This window comes from Gemmatimonadota bacterium (genome assembly GCA_040882465.1).
In the GTDB taxonomy this organism is placed as follows: domain Bacteria; phylum Gemmatimonadota; class Gemmatimonadetes; order Longimicrobiales; family Gaopeijiaceae; genus JBBEBG01.
This window is the reverse complement of the sequence record JBBEBG010000008.1, coordinates 76,136-91,484: the sequence shown is the minus strand read 5'-3', so window position 1 is coordinate 91,484 and position 15,349 is coordinate 76,136. Positions and strand designations below refer to the sequence as shown.

Here is a 15,349-nt window from a genome sequence, read left to right as displayed (position 1 = left end):
GTGCGGTCTCTATCCGGTGGCCAAAAGCTATAAACAGGCGATTCCGGAGTCAAAGGTTTTCGAATCGCTCGAAGACTCCCGCAAGTTCCTCCGGCCCGGGGCCGCCGACCGGAACCATCAAAATCATATCTCCTCCCGGGTCGCGGAGTTCCACTTCTGTGAGAAGGGGACTTCGGATTGGGACTCCAATCACGCGGTGCGCGAGCGGGAAACCCTCGCGCACGCGACCGGACCTCGGTAGGAACCATGGTCCCTCGGCGCTGGCGACGAGCCACCCGTCCTGGAAGGAGCGGCCCCCGTCCCTGCGAAGGAGCGCCGCAGGCGCCGCCCGGATCCCGGCCTTGCCATCCAGGTGCCCGGAACGAACGCGGCGCGCGACCCGGCTCGGAAGTGCGCGGCGATGGCGCCATCCCGACCGTCCCGCGGCAACCCGGAAGAGTCCGACCAGCGCCACGAGGGAAAGCCTTCCAGCGCGGTACGCAGGGCCCCCTCCCGCCGCGAGCGCCACGAGCACGACGCCGGCAAGGAGCGCGGCCGGCCCGGGCGAGAGAAGGGTGAGCCAGAGGAGCCCGAGCGCGCCCGTGTCCGCGCCGAGCTTCTGGATCCACCTCCGCGCGGGGACAATCCCGCCCTGATGGTCGAGTGTGATCCAACCCAGGCGAAGGAGCTGAAGCAATCCGGCCGCAACTCCGGTGCCGAGGGCCGCCGCGGCTTTCCCGGCCACTCCCCCCTCAGGAATCACGAGAAGGGCCAGAAGCCCGGCGGCGATCGCGCGCACCCCGACGTTTCCGCCCTCCCAGACGAGCTCGGGGATCCGCCGCCGCCGGACCATCCATCCCAGCAGGTAGAGAAGGGCGGCGGGGACCATGACGGAGGGCGTCGCGAGGAACTCGAGGTCGCCGGGGAGGGGGGGCGCCGCCGGGACATGCGGGACGACCGCCAGTCCGAGGAGGGTGAGATACATGACGACCCCGAGAGCCAGAGCCAGCGGCACGAGGGCCGCCCACTCCGGAACCGGGAGCTCCTGAAGGAATGTCATCAGGGAGGGGACGCAGCCTCCGGAGCCGAGAGAACGAGGCTCGCGTTGATGCCTCCAAACCCGAAGGAGTTGCTGATCACGTGACGAAGGGGCTGCGAGCGCCCTTCCCCGGAGACATAGTCGAGATCGCAGTCCTCTCCGGCCTGCTCGAGGTTCAGCGTCCCCGGGATCCAGCCGTCACGGATCGCGAGCGCGCAGACCGCGGCCTCGATCGCGCCGGAAGCTCCGAGCGCATGCCCGTAGTAGGCTTTCGTACCGCTCACCGGGATCCGCCCCGCGCGTTCGCCGAGCGCGATCCGGATCGCCCGAGATTCAGTGGAGTCGTTCAGGGGGGTCGAGGACCCATGTGCGTTCACGTAGTCCACTTCGTCCGGTCCGACTCCGGCGCTCGCGAGGGCGTCGGTGATGGCGCGTGCGGCCTGTAGTCCGTCGGGGCGCGGCGCCGTCATGTGGTGGGCGTCGTTTGTCGTCCCATACCCGGAGATCCGAGCGTACAGGGGCGCCCCTCGGGCGCGGGCCCGCTCCTCCTCCTCCAGGACGAGCACCGCTCCACCCTCTCCCATCACAAAGCCGTCACGGTCCCGGTCGAACGGGCGGCAAGCGTGCGCCGGATCGTCGTTTCGCGTGCTCATCGCCCGAATCAGCGCGAATGCGCCAAACGTGAGGGGGGCGAGGGGGGCTTCGATCCCGCCCGCAAGCGCAACGTCAGCGCTTCCATCGCGAATCAGGCGAAACGCGTCCCCGACTGCGATGGTGCCGGACGCGCAACTCATCGCGTTGGTCGAATTGGGCCCATGGAAGCCGAACTCGATGGCCACGTTGCAGCTCGATGCTCCGCAATAGACGGTGAGGGCGAGGCGGGGGTCCACCCCCCGCACGCCGGCGCTGATGAAGCCATGCATCTGCGCTTCCGCGTGGGCGATTCCGCCGAGGGCCGAGCCCATCTGGACCGCGACGCGGTCCCCAGGGAGCGTGGAGGTGTCCAGCCCCGCGTCGTCCAGCGCCTGGTGGGCAGTCGCGAGAGAGAGCTGACCAAAACGATCGAGCCGCCGAACCTGGTTTCTCTCGAGGAAGTCCTCGGGGTTGAACTCATTCGCCTCGGCCGCGATCTGCGTCCGAAAGAGTGAGGCATCGAAGCGGGTGATCTTGGCGACGGGGGATCGGAGGACGCGCAGATTCTCCCAAAAGGACTTCACGCCGACTCCCGCCGCAGTCACGATACCGATCCCGGTCACGACTACGCGGCGCGGGAGTGGCGCCCCATTCGCTCTCCAACTCGCAGCCGCGCCGGCTTGATCCTTCTCGGTTCCGTTCGTCGCACCCTCGTCCCCCGTCCGGCCGGTCACGTCCCGTCCCCGTGTGCGGCTTCGGCGGCCCGTACGATTCCGGCGAGTGTGCGTCCGGCGATGTGCGAGATGAAGTGGGGTCCAATCACCAGGCTGGCCGCTAGATTGCCGATCAGGGGCCAACGAGGCCCCGACCACTCGTGGACGATTTTCATGCGCGTCTTCTCCTCGCTCTCACCGCGCACCTCCCAGAGGACCTCCATTCCACGGGTGATCCCCCCGATATGACGGTAGCGCACGCGACCCGCGTCCAGATCCGGCTCCATCTCCGAAACCCACCAAATCGGCCAACGAAATCCCGGAAAGTGGCGCCAGGCGGCCATCTCCACGACCCCGTCCGCGAAGCCCCGCCTGTCGCGAAAGGTGACCCAACGGTAGTGCGGGAGGTGGTCCGGCCACCGCTCCACGTCGGCGGCGAGACGCAGGCATATCTCCCGAGGTGCCCGTGCGACCGCCTCATCCACCGTCCGCATCGAGCCTCCGCGTGTCTTCGTTCATCCCGACCCCGGCTCCCGCCGCCGGCACGTCTCCCGTGACTCCGGCGAGAAGCCGCCCCCCCGCCGGCCAGCGGCCCAGAATCGCCAGAGCCGGTTCTCGGAGCGCGGGGCGCGAAACCACCCCCTCCACTGCCCTTTGGACCCGGCGCCCGGGCGAGAAGGCCCGGGCCAACGATCGTGCGTACCCGTCGAGGGGCGTGCGGTCGACGAGCCGCGTCACCCGCCGTGGCTCCGAAGGGGACGACTCCCGCGGCCGCTTCAACGCGCGATCGATCGCCTCCGCTGCGAGCTCCGCTCCACGGAGGGCGCGAAAGATTCCCTGACCGGTGAGTGGATCGTAATACCCGGCGGCGTCTCCCACGAGGAGGGTCCTCCCAACCACCACCGCGCTCGTGGGGCAATCGAAGGGTCCGCTCCCCCAGGGCCCCGCCTCCGGTCGGGGTTCATCCACCCAGTCATGGGTAAGGCGCCCCAGTCGGTCCCGGAGGAGGGCCCACCCGCGTCCACGCAGCCCCTCGCTTCCCTTCCCCTCGACCACGAGGGTCGCGTTCCACCGGTCGTCCTGGCCGGGGCCGCCAGGCACCGGAGCGAGTCCCACGGTGATTCCGCTCGCCAACAAGAGGCGGCCCCGGTCGCGGGTCGGACCGAACCCGCGAATGCGCCAGGTCAGAGAGCTCTTTCGGAGACGAGGCCTCCGACGGAGCGCTCCCACCTCCCGCGCCACGACGGAACGCAGGCCGTCCGCGCCCACGAGTATATCGCCCTCGAGAACATACTTTTCTCCCGAGTGCCTGTCGCCCGAAGCGCGGGCCGCGGCATCGGAGCTGCCCGCTACGACGTGGCGGACCCTGACCCCCTCGATGACCCGAACACCACGCCTCCTCGCTTCCGCGAGGAGGGCCGCGTCGAAGGTGCGCCGGTCGACACCAAGCGCCCGCGCTCCTCCGGGAAACGCCGCCCAGGCCGACCGCCCACCCGGCGTCACCAACTCCCACCCGCGGAGAGTGACCGGACTCGTGGCGTAGACACCCGAAAGGAGCCCGAGCCTCCCGAGCGCGGCCACCGCTCCGGGATTCACGCACTCGCCACACGCCTTGGGACGCGGAAAGGTGGCGCGGTCCGCGAGGAGCACGGACCGCCCGCGGCCGGCGAGCTCGGCCGACAGGGCAGCGCCGGCCGGCCCGCCTCCCACGACGATCACCTCGGCCGAAAGGGTGGTCATGGATGCCCTTCCAGCACGAGTCGGAAGGGAAAGTGCCTCCGGACCCGCGGGGAGCCGAGCGGAACTCTTCGGGCCAATGCCCCGAGTTCCGATGGGGTGAACGACCGGAGCACCGACACGGGCGCGTCGTGACGCGTCACAGGGTCGCCCCGCCACCAGGTCTCCGCAAGGAATCGAGCGCCGAGGTAGTGAAGGGGATGGCGTTCCAGATCGCTCACGATCACTCCAGACCGGCTCACTCGGGCCATCTCGGAGAGGACGGTCACGCAGTCCGCATCGTCGAAGTGGTGGAGCGTGAGGGTGGCGGTGCTCACATCGAAGCTCCCGTTCGCGAAGGGGAGCGCCCGTGCGTCCGCCTGCACCAGTCCGAAGGTGCTGTCTTCGGCGAGGGCCTCGAGGCGGGCTACTTGGAGGGCGCGAGGATGGAGGTCCACCCCCACCCATCGGAGCCTGGTCCCTGTCGAAGCGAGCCAGGGTGCGATACGCCGGGGCACGGCACCGTTCCCCACCCCGACGTCGAGGAGGGAGAGGGTCCCACGCCCCACGGTGAAGGGCGCGATGTGCCTCTTGAGGGATCGAATTCCTCCGATGTACCGATTTGCGCGCTCCACATTCCCGAGGGCGAGGCGAAGGGCCGTCGTCGAGATTTCCGGCTCGTCTAGGAGCTCGTGCCCACGAATCCTCGGACCGGAACCGGGGAAGGCGCCGAACCTGCTCACTCCCATGCCCTGGCAGCGCCGATTCGCCGTGGAATCGCGGTCACCGCGCGCCCTCGTCTCGCGCGGCGCCCACGTAGTCGCTCTGGATTCCGCTTCGCCGGCTTCGAGCGAGCTGGGGGTTGCGTGTGTCCCCGATCACCCCAATCCACTCCTTCGCAGAGATTCTGAGGATCGGCGATCCCGTCTCGGCACCCCGTCCGACCGGATATGCGAGATCGAATCGTATGACCGACGAGCTCCCGGCCGGAAACCCGACGCGGAGCCCCGCGCCGAGAGTCCCCTTCCACGCGGAGTCGGCGCCGAAAGGGGCATCCCCGCCCCAAACCGTTCCGGCATCGCCGAAGACCGTCAAGCCCAGGTCGAGGAATTCGGGGAAAGGATTGGGGCTCCCCAGCCGCGCTTCAATGGAGATCACGACCCGCCTCCCTCCAGGAAACTCCGCATCGCCGAATCCGCGAACCCCCTCGGGCCCTCCGAGGGTGATCTGAAAGGGAGAGGTCGCTCTCCAACCGCCATGGAAGGCGCCTCGGAACACGAACGATTGCACACCGGTCCATTCCGGTGTCAGAAAAAGAGTGCCCTGGGTCTCCACGAGGACGTCCCGCCAACCCGCGGGGCCCGCTTCGGTCGCGTCCAGACGCCTCCCTTCCACACCGACCCGGAGCTGTCCCACGCTGTGCGGTCTTGCCCATCCCGCGAGGAGCGAGCCACCCGTGAAGAGGTCGGAAGGGCGGTCGCCTCCCCCCGCACCGCCGACGCTCCGCCCCGCAGTAATTGTGGCCTCCCACCCGCTCGGCACATCCCGCTCCCCGTACACGGCGTCCAAGCCGCGGAGCGTCTGAAACTCCAGCCGGCGTGCGCCAAAGAGCAGATTCATGCGAACCGCACGGCGGCTCGTCATCTGCGGGAAGATGGCATCCGTGAGCTCCGAGCCGGCCTGAATCCGATTGGAAAAGTCTCCGTCGCGAATGGCTTCGATTTCCCCATCCCCCACGTCCACACGCTCCACCGAGACGCCGCCGCCGAGAAGATAGAGACGGCCGGGAGCACCGAAGCGGCGCGCGAGGGAAAGCTCGATTTGCTGCGCCCGATCGGGCACGGTCACATGAGAGATCTCGTTTCCAGCGGGAAGGACGTACGCGAACAATTCCTGACGACGGAAGACTCGCTGTCGATGAGCGGTACCAATCAGCTCACCCACGAAAGGGCGAATCAAAGTCACCGAACCGCTGGACCCGCCCCGGTTGTGGCTGACGCCGACGAGGGCGTCGAGATCGCTGCCACGGACTCCCGGGACCTCGAGCGTTCCTCCCAGTTCGTGGAGCCCGCCCCGGTCCGCCCAGGAGAGGCCGAGGGTGATCCCCCTCCCGAGGAGGTTCTCCTCGGTGATCGCCGCACTGCTAAACTGGATCCCGCCGCCCAGGGCGACTCCGAGCCGAACCTTCGTCGTCCACTCGTCCCGCGTGCTCACGACGACGCGGCGGTTTCCCTCTTCCGCCGGAAAGCTGGCCACTTCCGCGCTGGCGATGAATCGGAACTCCCGAAGAATTCGCGCGCTCTCCACGACCTGGCGCGCGTCGTAGCAGCCGCCCGTGCTGAAAAGGATCTCGCTGGCGATGAAGTCTTCGCGCGTACGGATGTGGACCCGGTTGGCGAGCTCGTACGCCCACACCAGCCGCCCTTCGTCCGGCAGGTCTTCCGGATCGAAGATCGAGTGGTTCTCGATCAGCACCTCGGTCACCCTTCCCTCCGGACAGGCCTCCTGAGCCTCGATGCGGAAAGCCGGCACGAGGAGGAGCACGAAGGCGAATAGGGCGAGTGAGGTATTATGCATGGCTGGATTCATGGAACTGGGAAGGCGCATTCATCCTACACCGCTGCGAGCGATCCCGGTCCTAACGGCACGCCCTTCCCGTGTCCCGGGTAGGGGAAAACGAGCGACCTGCCACGAATGCGCCGAGTGGAGTCCCAACAATGATCGAGTCGAAGGAGCCAACGTCCCGCGAGACTCGGGGTCCGAAGAGTCGGCACGGTCTCGACTCACACGGGCTCACCCCCTCCGCACAGGTCCACTGGAACCTCTCTCCGCCCGAGCTCTACGAACGGACACTGTCCCGCGGCGAGGGGCGGCTCGCGCACATGGGTGGACTCGCCGTCGAGACGGCCCCGCACACCGGCCGCTCGCCGCTGGATAAGTTTCTGGTGCGGGATAGAGCGACCGAGGCCAGCGTGGACTGGGGAAGCGTCAACGTCCCGATCTCGTCGGAGAGTTACGAGGAGCTCCGAAAGGAGGTCGTGGCCCACCTGAACGGCCGGGAACTATTCGTCCGAGACGCCCGAGCGGGCCAGGATCCCGCCGCAGGGATCAACGTGCGAGTGGTTACGACTTCGGCATGGCACGCACTCTTCGCCTGGAACATGTTCCTCCGCCCGGGAACTGCCGAGCTGGAGGAGATCCGCCCCGACTTCGTCGTCCTGCACGCGCCCGAGCTCGAGGCGGACCCCGCTCTCCACGGAACCCGGACGGGGACCTTCATCGTGGTGAGCTTCTCAGATCGAACCGTCCTGATCGGGGGGACCCATTACGGAGGCGAGATCAAGAAGTCGGTCTTCTCGGTCCTGAATCACCTCCTCCCGGAGGAGGGCATTCTCCCGATGCACTGTTCCGCGAACGTCGGAAAGGGCGGGGACGTGGCGCTCTTCTTCGGCCTGTCCGGGACGGGAAAGACGACTCTTTCCGCAGACCCCGAGCGGGGCCTCATCGGGGACGACGAACACGGATGGGGAGCCCGTGGCGTCTTCAACTTCGAGGGCGGGTGTTACGCGAAGGTCATCCGCCTCGCCCCCGGAAGCGAGCCGGAGATTTACGGTGCCACGAGGATGTTCGGAACCGTCCTCGAAAACGTAGTGCTCGACCCGATCTCCCGAGAAGTCATGTACGACGACGAAACGATCACGGAAAATACGCGGGCCTCTTACCCGATCGAATACATTCCGAACGCGGTCCCGTCCGGACGGGGCGGGCACCCGCAAAACGTCGTCTTCCTCACATGCGATGCCTTTGGCGTGCTCCCTCCGATCTCACGGCTGACCCCCGACGAGGCGATGTACCACTTCCTCTCGGGATACACGGCGAAGGTTGCGGGGACGGAGCGGGGCGTGACCGAGCCGAAGGCCGTTTTTTCCGCCTGTTTCGGGGCTCCTTTCCTCTCCCGGCATCCGGCGGTCTACGCCCGATTGCTGGGCGAAAAGCTCGAGCGCCATGGGAGCCGAGCCTGGCTCGTGAACACGGGGTGGACCGGGGGTGGAACCGGCGTCGGAAGCCGTATCCGCCTCGCACACACCCGCGCGATGGTCCGCGCCGGGCTCGAAGGAGAGCTCGACGACCTGGAAACGGAACGCGACCCCGTCTTCGGACTTCACGTCCCAGCGCGGGTCCCGGATGTTCCCACCGAACTACTCATGCCTCGGACGGTGTGGAAGGATCCGGACGCATACGACGTAGCGGCGCGACGCCTCGCCGCGATGTTCGAGGAGAACTTCGATCAGTACCGGAAAGGTGTGGACCGCACGGTGGCGGAAGCCGGGCCGGGATGACGGCGAGCGGAAACTCCTGGCTCCTGAAAAGCGAGGCGGCGGACTATTCGATCGACGACCTCGCTCGCGACGGCACTACGCTCTGGACTGGAATTCGAAACTACCAGGCTCGCAATTTCATCCGGGATGGAATGGAGAAAGGCGACCTGGCCCTCTATTATCACACGGGCGGCACGGCGCCCAGCATCGTGGGAGTTGCTCGCGTTGCGGGCGTGCCGGTGCCGGATCCGACGCAGTTCGATCGCAAGAACCCCTATTACGACCCAAAGTCGCCGCCTGACGCGCCGCGCTGGTGGTCCGCGCCCCTCGAATTCGTGGAGAAGCTACCGCGCGCCGTGACGCTTCAAGAGTTGAAATCCGATCCACGGTTGGCGGACATGTCGCTCCTGACGAGGCCACGTCTATCCGTGCATCCCGTGACGGGGAAGGAGCTCGCAACCGTGCTCTCGCTCGGAGGGGCCCGGTAGAGAAACGCGGGCGCTCCTACGTGTAGTGGAGCGGAAGTCCTGTGGCATGCGAGCGCCACTACACTAGCGCGCGCGGGTCGGGACCTCGTCTTCCGCTCGCTCCGCCGCCGCCCGCGCCCTCCGAGTGGCCGGTTCCATCGCGATCTGGATCACTTCGTCCAGGTCGTGAACGAGGTGAACGGTGAGCGTCTCCCGCACCGGATCGGGAATGTCCTCCAGGTCGGCCTCGTTCTCGGCGGGGACGATGATCTCGTTGATCCCCGCGCGCACGGCGCCGAGGACTTTTTCCTTCACTCCGCCGATCGGAAGAACGCGCCCGGTCAGGGTCAGCTCGCCCGTCATCGCCACATCTCTGCGCACCTTCCGCTCGGAAAGCGCCGAAACGAGCGCGGTGGCCATCGTGATCCCCGCGGAAGGGCCATCCTTTGGGATCGCCCCCGCCGGCACGTGGATGTGAACCTCTGTCCCCTTCAGATGGCGCCCCGCGATCCCGAACTCGCGGTGGTGCGCCTTCGCATAACTCCACGCCGCGCGCCCCGATTCCTTCATGACGTCGCCGAGCTGCCCGGTCAGCACGAGCCCGCCTTCCCCGGGCATCACGCTCGCCTCAACGAACATGATGTCGCCGCCCATGGGAGTGTAGAACATGCCGGTCGCCACCCCCGCCTGGTCTTCGAGGCGCATCTTCTCGGGGTGGACCCGTGGCCGTCCGAGAAGCTCGCGGACCTTTTCGGGGGTCACGGCCACCTTGTCCACCTGAGCCGCCGCGATCAGGCGCGCGACCTTGCGGGCGATCTTGCCCAGGGTGAGCTCTAGCTGGCGGACTCCGGCCTCCCGCGTGTAGCTGGAGGTCATCCGCCGGATCGCCTCGTCGGTGATCTCGAGCTCGCCTTCCTTGAGCCCCGCTTCGGCCTGCTGGCGGGGGAGGAGGTATCGTTTCGCGATCTCCAGCTTCTCCTGCTCCGTGTAGCCGGAGAAATCCACACGCTCCATCCGGTCGAGGAGCGGAGCCGGGATACGATCCGCGTAGTTCGCGGTGGCAATAAAAAGCACCTCCGAAAGGTCGAAGGGAATACCGAGGTAGTGGTCCGTGAAGGCGTAGTTCTGCGCCGGATCCAGGACCTCGAGGAGTGCCGCCGAGGGATCCCCTTGAAAAGAAATCCCGAGCTTGTCCACCTCGTCGAGGAGGAAGACGGGATTCTTCGACTTCACCTGGCGCATCCCCTGGATGATCCGGCCGGGCATCGCTCCCACGTACGTGCGCCGGTGGCCGCGGATGTCGGCCTCGTCGCGCGCCCCGCCGAGAGAGATCCGCACGTACTTCCGGCCGAGGGCGCGCGCGATGGACTGCGCGATCGAGGTTTTCCCGACGCCGGGAGGACCGGTGAAGAGGAGAATCGGACCCTTCCCCACACCCGCACCCCTCTTGCGGGGCGTCCCGGCCGTGGAGTCGCCGGTCTCCGGCGTCTCCTGGGTCTCCCCATCGGCACCCCCGTCCTCCTCCACCTCCCCGATCCCATCATCTTCTTCGCCGCCGGCGACCGGGAGCGCGCCACCCAGGACGGACGTGGTCGCGCCCCCGTTCCGACCTCCCGCTCCCACGTCGCCGTCATGAGCCGGCCCGTCTTCGGACGAAGACTCCTCCTCGACCGCGATTCGCTCCAGCTGGAGCTTCCTCACGGCGAGGAACTCGACGATGCGGTCCTTCACATCCTCCAAGCCGTAGTGGTCTTCCTGGAGGATCTGTTGCGCCACGGCGAGATCGATCTTGTCCTCGGTCCGGAGGCTCCAGGGGAGCTCGGTGATCCACTCCAGGAACGTGCGGATCACCTGGTATTCCGCCGATTGCGGAGAAGTGCGCTCGAGCCGCTTGAGCTCCCGCTCCACCTCGACCCGGGCGTCCTCCTCCAGATCGAGTGCCTCGATCCGCTTCCTGAGCTCCTCGATCTCCTGCTTTTCGTCCTCGTCGCCGAGCTCGCGCTGGATCTGGCGCATCTGCTCGCGGAGGAGCATCTCCCGCTGACGCTCGCCGAGCTCTTCCTGGACGCGCGCCTGAATGTCCTCCTGGGCCTCGATGCGCGCGAGCTCGCGTTCGACCGCCACGAGTGCGCGTCGCATCCGCTCCTCGTCGTCGAGCACCGCGAGTAGCTTCTGTTTTTCGGGCGTAGGAAGGTCCAGATAAAAGGCGACGAGGTCCGCGAAGGAGCCGGGGTCGTCCACCCCCTGGATGAGCTGATTCAGAGCTTCGGCGGGGACGCCCCGGCGGGTGCCGAGCTCGGCCGCGCGATCGCGGAGCTCCTTGTCGAGCGCCTGGAAGGCGGGGTCTTCGAGGTTTCGTGGGGGGAACCGGTTCAGGCGAACCAGGTTCGCCCGGAGCATGTTTCCTTCCCCCGTTTCGTAGTGAACGGCCTCGGCCCTCGTATCTCCCTGGACGAGAAGCTGAAGCCCGCCACGAACGCGATGCGCCTGGATGACGCGTACGATCGTCCCCACCGAATAGAGGATCTCCGGCGAAGCGTCCTCGGCGTTTTCCTTTTGAGCGACCGCGAAGAGTTGGCGATCGCCGTCGAGTGCGGCCTGGACGGCTTCGACGGTGCCCGGGCGTCCTGCGGAAATGGGAACCGCCACCCCCGGATAAACGACGGTGTCTCTAAGCGGAAGGACCGGAAGGGTGAAACGATCTCCCATGTTCGCTGGCCTTTCTTACGGGTCACGGCGGCGGACGATCGAACGCCCCTGAATTGCCATGTAGTACGGGTAACCCATGCCCGTCTTGCACGAATCCTGCCACCCAAAATCCCCCTGGAACGTGCTGGAACGTGCCGGTTCGGCGGGGGTTCTGTCAAAATGGCCCGCTTGCGCCTCCTTTTCGGCGGTCGGGGTGAGCGCATCTTCGCCGACCCACGCTACGACCCTCCAGAGTTGAATTCGCGAGATGCCCGAAAAGGTCACTTCCTCCGGGTCCGGGTCCCCGATCCGGCGCAAGCCACGGGGCCGCCATTCGGGCATTCGCCTCGGCTCGATCGGGGGATTCGAAATCTCCCTCGATTATTCGTGGTTCATCATCCTCGTCCTGATCGTGGCCTCCTTCACCACGGCGGTGTTCCCGCCCGCGGCACCGGGGCTCGGGCAGGGCGTCTACATCTTCATGGGACTCGTCGGCGCCCTCCTGTTTTTCGCCTCCCTCCTACTGCACGAGCTGGCGCACTCCTTCGTCGCGCGCGCGAAGGGAATCGAAGTCCAGGGGATCACCCTCTTCATCTTCGGTGGGATGGCCCGTACGGCGCGGGAGGCCTCGACCCCGGGGGATGAGTTCCTCATCGCCGCCGTGGGGCCCCTGGCGTCCTTCGCCCTCGCAGTCCTGTTCTACGCCGCCGCGTCCACCGCCCCGACGATCGGGCTCGGTCTCGAGTTCGTCGTCGTGGCGGAATATCTCGGCATCCTCAACCTCATCCTCGCCGTCTTCAATTTGCTGCCAGGATTTCCTCTCGACGGCGGACGCCTCTTCCGCGCGACGCTCTGGCGGTTCACCGGTTCCTTCCGGAAGGCGACGCGGATCGCCTCGGGGGTCGGCCGTGCCCTCGGATGGGGGCTGATCGCGCTCGGAGTTTATTCCTTCTTCTTCGCCGGCGGCGGCTTCATCGGCGGTCTCTGGCTCGTCTTTATCGGTTGGTTCCTCGGGAATGCCGCCCGGATGAGCTACGAGCAGGTCCTTCTCCAGGAGATGCTGAGCCCACTCACCGCCGGGGAAGCGATGTCTCCCAATCCCGAAACGGTGGCCCCGGATCTCCCGATCGACACCCTGGTCCACGACCACTTCCTCCGCATGCCTTACAGCGCCTTTCCCGTGACCGACGACGGCGTCGTGATCGGAATCGTGACGCTGGGGCAGGTGCGGGCTCTTTCGCGCGACGATTGGAAGGAGAAACGGGTCAGCGATATCATGGTACCGTTGGAGGAGACCGTGCTCCTTCCCCCCGAGACGCCGATGACCGTCGTCCTCGAGCGAATGCGGGACGCGGGGACACGGCGGATTCTCGTGGCTCGTGAATGGGAGCTCGTGGGTATCATCTCTTCGACCGATATCGCCCGCTGGCTCGACCGGGCGGCCCTGATGGATTAATAGGTCGCCCCCGATCCGGCATTCTCGAGGGAGCCTCTTGTTGACGTCACCCGATCCGACCCCAAAAAGGGCGATCTTCTCCCGGCTCCGCGCGGGGTTCATTCGCGCTCCCTACCTGCGTGTCCCCGCCCAGGGGCTCGCCGTGGTCTCGCTGGCGCTCATGCCAACCTTCGAGGGGCGCCCGGGAGGGGAATCGGTGGGCGGAGGGTTGATCGCCGCGGAAACGGTGCCGACGGCGGAACCCCTCGCCTTTTATCTGACTCTCGACGCGCCCAACGCGGAGGTCGAGCGCACGGCCTTCGTGCGCCTCGAGGAGGCCATCACCGAGTGGGTGGAGGGCGATAAGCTCCGAGGCGCACTCCAGGTGGACTCGATCCTCGCGCTCTTCCCGACCCTTCGCGATTGGCGCCCCTTGGTCCGCGCCGAGTTGCTCGCGCCGACGGGCGACACGGCGGCGGTGCGCCGATCTCTGGAGGGGCTGGACCCCGATACGGATTACGCCTCCCGCTGGGGATGGCGGGTCCGGGCGGAGTCTCTGATCGAGGCCGGGGATACGGCCGCCGCCCGCGAGGTGGCGCGCGCGCAGGCCGGGATGGAAACGGACGCCTCGAGAGTCGCGGAGCTCTGGCTCTTCGCGGGACGGCTGGGTCTCGAGACCGGAGACTCCGCCGCGGCGCGCGAAGACCTCTGGCGCGTCCTCTCCCTGGGAGAGCGCGGCGCCGCCGCCCAGAGCGCGGCGCGAATTCTGGACCGGAATCGTGCTCCACTCCCCCCGGCGGACGAGCTCCTTCTCGGGCGGTCCCTTCTCGCCGGTGGGACCTGGGAGGGAGCGCATCGCCGGCTCGCTTCCTTCCTGGAGCGGAATTCCCTCTCGCCGGAGGAGGACACCGAGATCAGGCTCGGGGTGGCCCGCGCCCTCTTCGAGGAGCGCCGCTACAGCGAGGCGGAGGATCTGCTCGCGCCCCTCGTGGCGACCGACAGCACTTCCGAAGCCGCCCTGGAAGCCATGTACTGGCGGGGACGGTCGGCCCTCGAGCGGGGCTCGCTCGCGGCAGCGGACGCCTCCTTCCGGAGAGTGGTCGAGCTCGCCCCGGGGTCCGCGCGGGGGAGCGAGGGTTTCACCCTTCTCCTTCAGCACGAGCTCGAATCCGGATTTGGTCCGCGCGCGCGGACTCTTCTCGGTGACCTCTTGGAAGAGGGCGTTCGAGGGTCCACGGCGGAAACGCTTGTGGTCGAACTCGGGACGACCCTCTACCTGGAAGGCGATCTCGAAGGCGCGGCGCGCGTTTTCGAGGCTTACCTCTCCGGCGGCGGGCGCCCGGCCGCGCAACAACAGGCCTCCTATTGGGCCGCCCTGACTCACGAACGGGCCGGATCGAACGAGCTGGCCCGAGCGCGCTTCGCCGAGGCGCGTCTCGAGGACCCCCTCTCCGCATACGGCGTCTTCGCGGGGGAGCGGATCGGCGCCCCCGTTCTCCCGGAGGGGCTCGGACCCGGCCCCCTCCCGGTTCCCGGGCTCGAGCTGGAACTTCGGAACGCGATCATCCGGCTGCGGGTGCATCGCCTCGTCCCCACGAGCGGCTCCTTTTCCTACGAGCTCGCACGACTGACGGAGCACTTCCTTCGGCGGGGGGACGGCGCATACGACTTTGGAGAAGCGCTCGTGGAGGGGGGCTTCCCGCTCGAGGCGATCGTGCTGGGACGGGATCTTCGCCGCATGGAGGAGGAATGGAATCTCCGGCTCCTCCGGATCGTCCACCCTCTCCCCCACCGCGAATTCCTCTTGCGCGAGGCGTCGAATCGCGGACTCGATCCCTTTTTCGTGGCAGGCGTCATCCGCCAGGAATCCGCCTGGGACGCGAAGATCGTGAGCGCGTCCGGCGCGGTGGGGCTCATGCAGCTCATGCCCACGACGGGGCGGGAGGTGGCGGGCTCGCTCGGCATCCGCTTCACGGAGGAGTCGCTCACCGACCCCGAGACGAATCTCCGGCTCGGCACGACCTATCTACGCACGATGCTGGACCGCTTCGACGGTCGCGCCGAAGACGCGCTCGCGGCCTACAATGCGGGTCCGAACCGGATCCGGCAGTGGCGGGACGATCCGGCCTACCGGGACCGCGACGTCTTCATGGAGCATATCCCCTTCGCCGAGACGCGGAATTACGTGAAGGTCGTGCAGCAATACGCCCGCATCTACACGGCGTTGTATGGATGCGGAGAGATGGAGCCCTGCCACGGTCTCTCCTATCCGGACGCCCTCGCCCGGAGCCCCTACGAGGGTCGCGTCCCTGGGATCTCGCGGGCACGCTGACTTTGCCGGGCGCGCCCTCGTCCCGAGG

The 15,349-nt window shown here is 67.4% G+C and carries 11 protein-coding genes; 4 read left to right on the top strand and 7 right to left on the bottom strand.

The genetic code is table 11. The annotated features are described in order from the left end of the window. Positions 1-49: 49 nt before the first annotated feature. The 6 genes from WEG36_02690 to WEG36_02665 are packed head-to-tail and all read right to left on the bottom strand — an operon-like array spanning position 50 to position 6,657. Complete coding sequence (locus WEG36_02690; protein ID MEX1256504.1) at positions 50-1,039, bottom strand: hypothetical protein; 990 nt, start codon at positions 1,037-1,039, stop codon at positions 50-52. Further along, complete coding sequence (gene fabF, locus WEG36_02685; protein ID MEX1256503.1) at positions 1,039-2,385, bottom strand: beta-ketoacyl-ACP synthase II; 1,347 nt, start codon at positions 2,383-2,385, stop codon at positions 1,039-1,041. The genes WEG36_02690 and fabF overlap by 1 nt, the downstream gene beginning before the upstream one ends. After that, positions 2,382-2,858, bottom strand: a complete 477-nt coding sequence (locus WEG36_02680) for an SRPBCC family protein (protein ID MEX1256502.1) — start codon at positions 2,856-2,858, stop codon at positions 2,382-2,384. Before WEG36_02680 ends, fabF begins: the two co-directional genes overlap by 4 nt. Beyond that, positions 2,842-4,104: an FAD-dependent monooxygenase gene (locus WEG36_02675; protein MEX1256501.1), complete on the bottom strand. Its 1,263-nt coding sequence runs from the start codon at positions 4,102-4,104 to the stop codon at positions 2,842-2,844. Before WEG36_02675 ends, WEG36_02680 begins: the two co-directional genes overlap by 17 nt. Next, complete coding sequence (locus WEG36_02670; GenBank protein ID MEX1256500.1) at positions 4,101-4,823, bottom strand: methyltransferase domain-containing protein; 723 nt, start codon at positions 4,821-4,823, stop codon at positions 4,101-4,103. The genes WEG36_02675 and WEG36_02670 overlap by 4 nt, the downstream gene beginning before the upstream one ends. 40 nt (positions 4,824-4,863) lie before the next feature. Then, complete coding sequence (locus tag WEG36_02665; GenBank protein MEX1256499.1) at positions 4,864-6,657, bottom strand: BamA/TamA family outer membrane protein; 1,794 nt, start codon at positions 6,655-6,657, stop codon at positions 4,864-4,866. A 140-nt stretch (positions 6,658-6,797) separates the two neighbouring features. Here WEG36_02665 and pckA point away from each other — a divergent pair, with 140 nt between their 5' ends. Further along, positions 6,798-8,420, top strand: coding sequence for a phosphoenolpyruvate carboxykinase (ATP) (pckA, locus tag WEG36_02660; GenBank protein ID MEX1256498.1), 1,623 nt, complete (start codon positions 6,798-6,800; stop codon positions 8,418-8,420). Then, a complete protein-coding gene (locus WEG36_02655; protein MEX1256497.1) occupies positions 8,417-8,887 on the top strand; it encodes an EVE domain-containing protein in 471 nt (156 codons plus the stop codon). Before pckA ends, WEG36_02655 begins: the two co-directional genes overlap by 4 nt. Before the next feature lie 63 nt (positions 8,888-8,950). Here the strand turns inward: WEG36_02655 and lon are convergent, their stop codons facing one another. Next, a complete protein-coding gene (gene lon / locus WEG36_02650; protein ID MEX1256496.1) occupies positions 8,951-11,575 on the bottom strand; it encodes an endopeptidase La in 2,625 nt (874 codons plus the stop codon). Positions 11,576-11,822: 247 nt separating this feature from the next. Here lon and WEG36_02645 point away from each other — a divergent pair, with 247 nt between their 5' ends. Next, positions 11,823-13,010, top strand: coding sequence for a site-2 protease family protein (locus tag WEG36_02645; GenBank protein ID MEX1256495.1), 1,188 nt, complete (start codon positions 11,823-11,825; stop codon positions 13,008-13,010). Between the two features lie 40 nt (positions 13,011-13,050). Beyond that, complete coding sequence (locus WEG36_02640) at positions 13,051-15,321, top strand: transglycosylase SLT domain-containing protein (protein MEX1256494.1); 2,271 nt, start codon at positions 13,051-13,053, stop codon at positions 15,319-15,321. Positions 15,322-15,349 lie beyond the last annotated feature (28 nt).

Coding starts and splice junctions, on each gene's coding strand:
- WEG36_02690 (MEX1256504.1), bottom strand. CDS start 1,039: ATGACATTCCTTCAGGAGCTCCCGGTTCCGGAGTGGGCGGCCCTCGTG.
- WEG36_02680 (MEX1256502.1), bottom strand. CDS start 2,858: ATGCGGACGGTGGATGAGGCGGTCGCACGGGCACCTCGGGAGATATGC.
- WEG36_02675 (MEX1256501.1), bottom strand. CDS start 4,104: ATGACCACCCTTTCGGCCGAGGTGATCGTCGTGGGAGGCGGGCCGGCC.
- WEG36_02665 (MEX1256499.1), bottom strand. CDS start 6,657: ATGCATAATACCTCACTCGCCCTATTCGCCTTCGTGCTCCTCCTCGTG.
- pckA (MEX1256498.1), top strand. CDS start 6,798: ATGATCGAGTCGAAGGAGCCAACGTCCCGCGAGACTCGGGGTCCGAAG.
- WEG36_02655 (MEX1256497.1), top strand. CDS start 8,417: ATGACGGCGAGCGGAAACTCCTGGCTCCTGAAAAGCGAGGCGGCGGAC.
- lon (MEX1256496.1), bottom strand. CDS start 11,575: ATGGGAGATCGTTTCACCCTTCCGGTCCTTCCGCTTAGAGACACCGTC.
- WEG36_02645 (MEX1256495.1), top strand. CDS start 11,823: ATGCCCGAAAAGGTCACTTCCTCCGGGTCCGGGTCCCCGATCCGGCGC.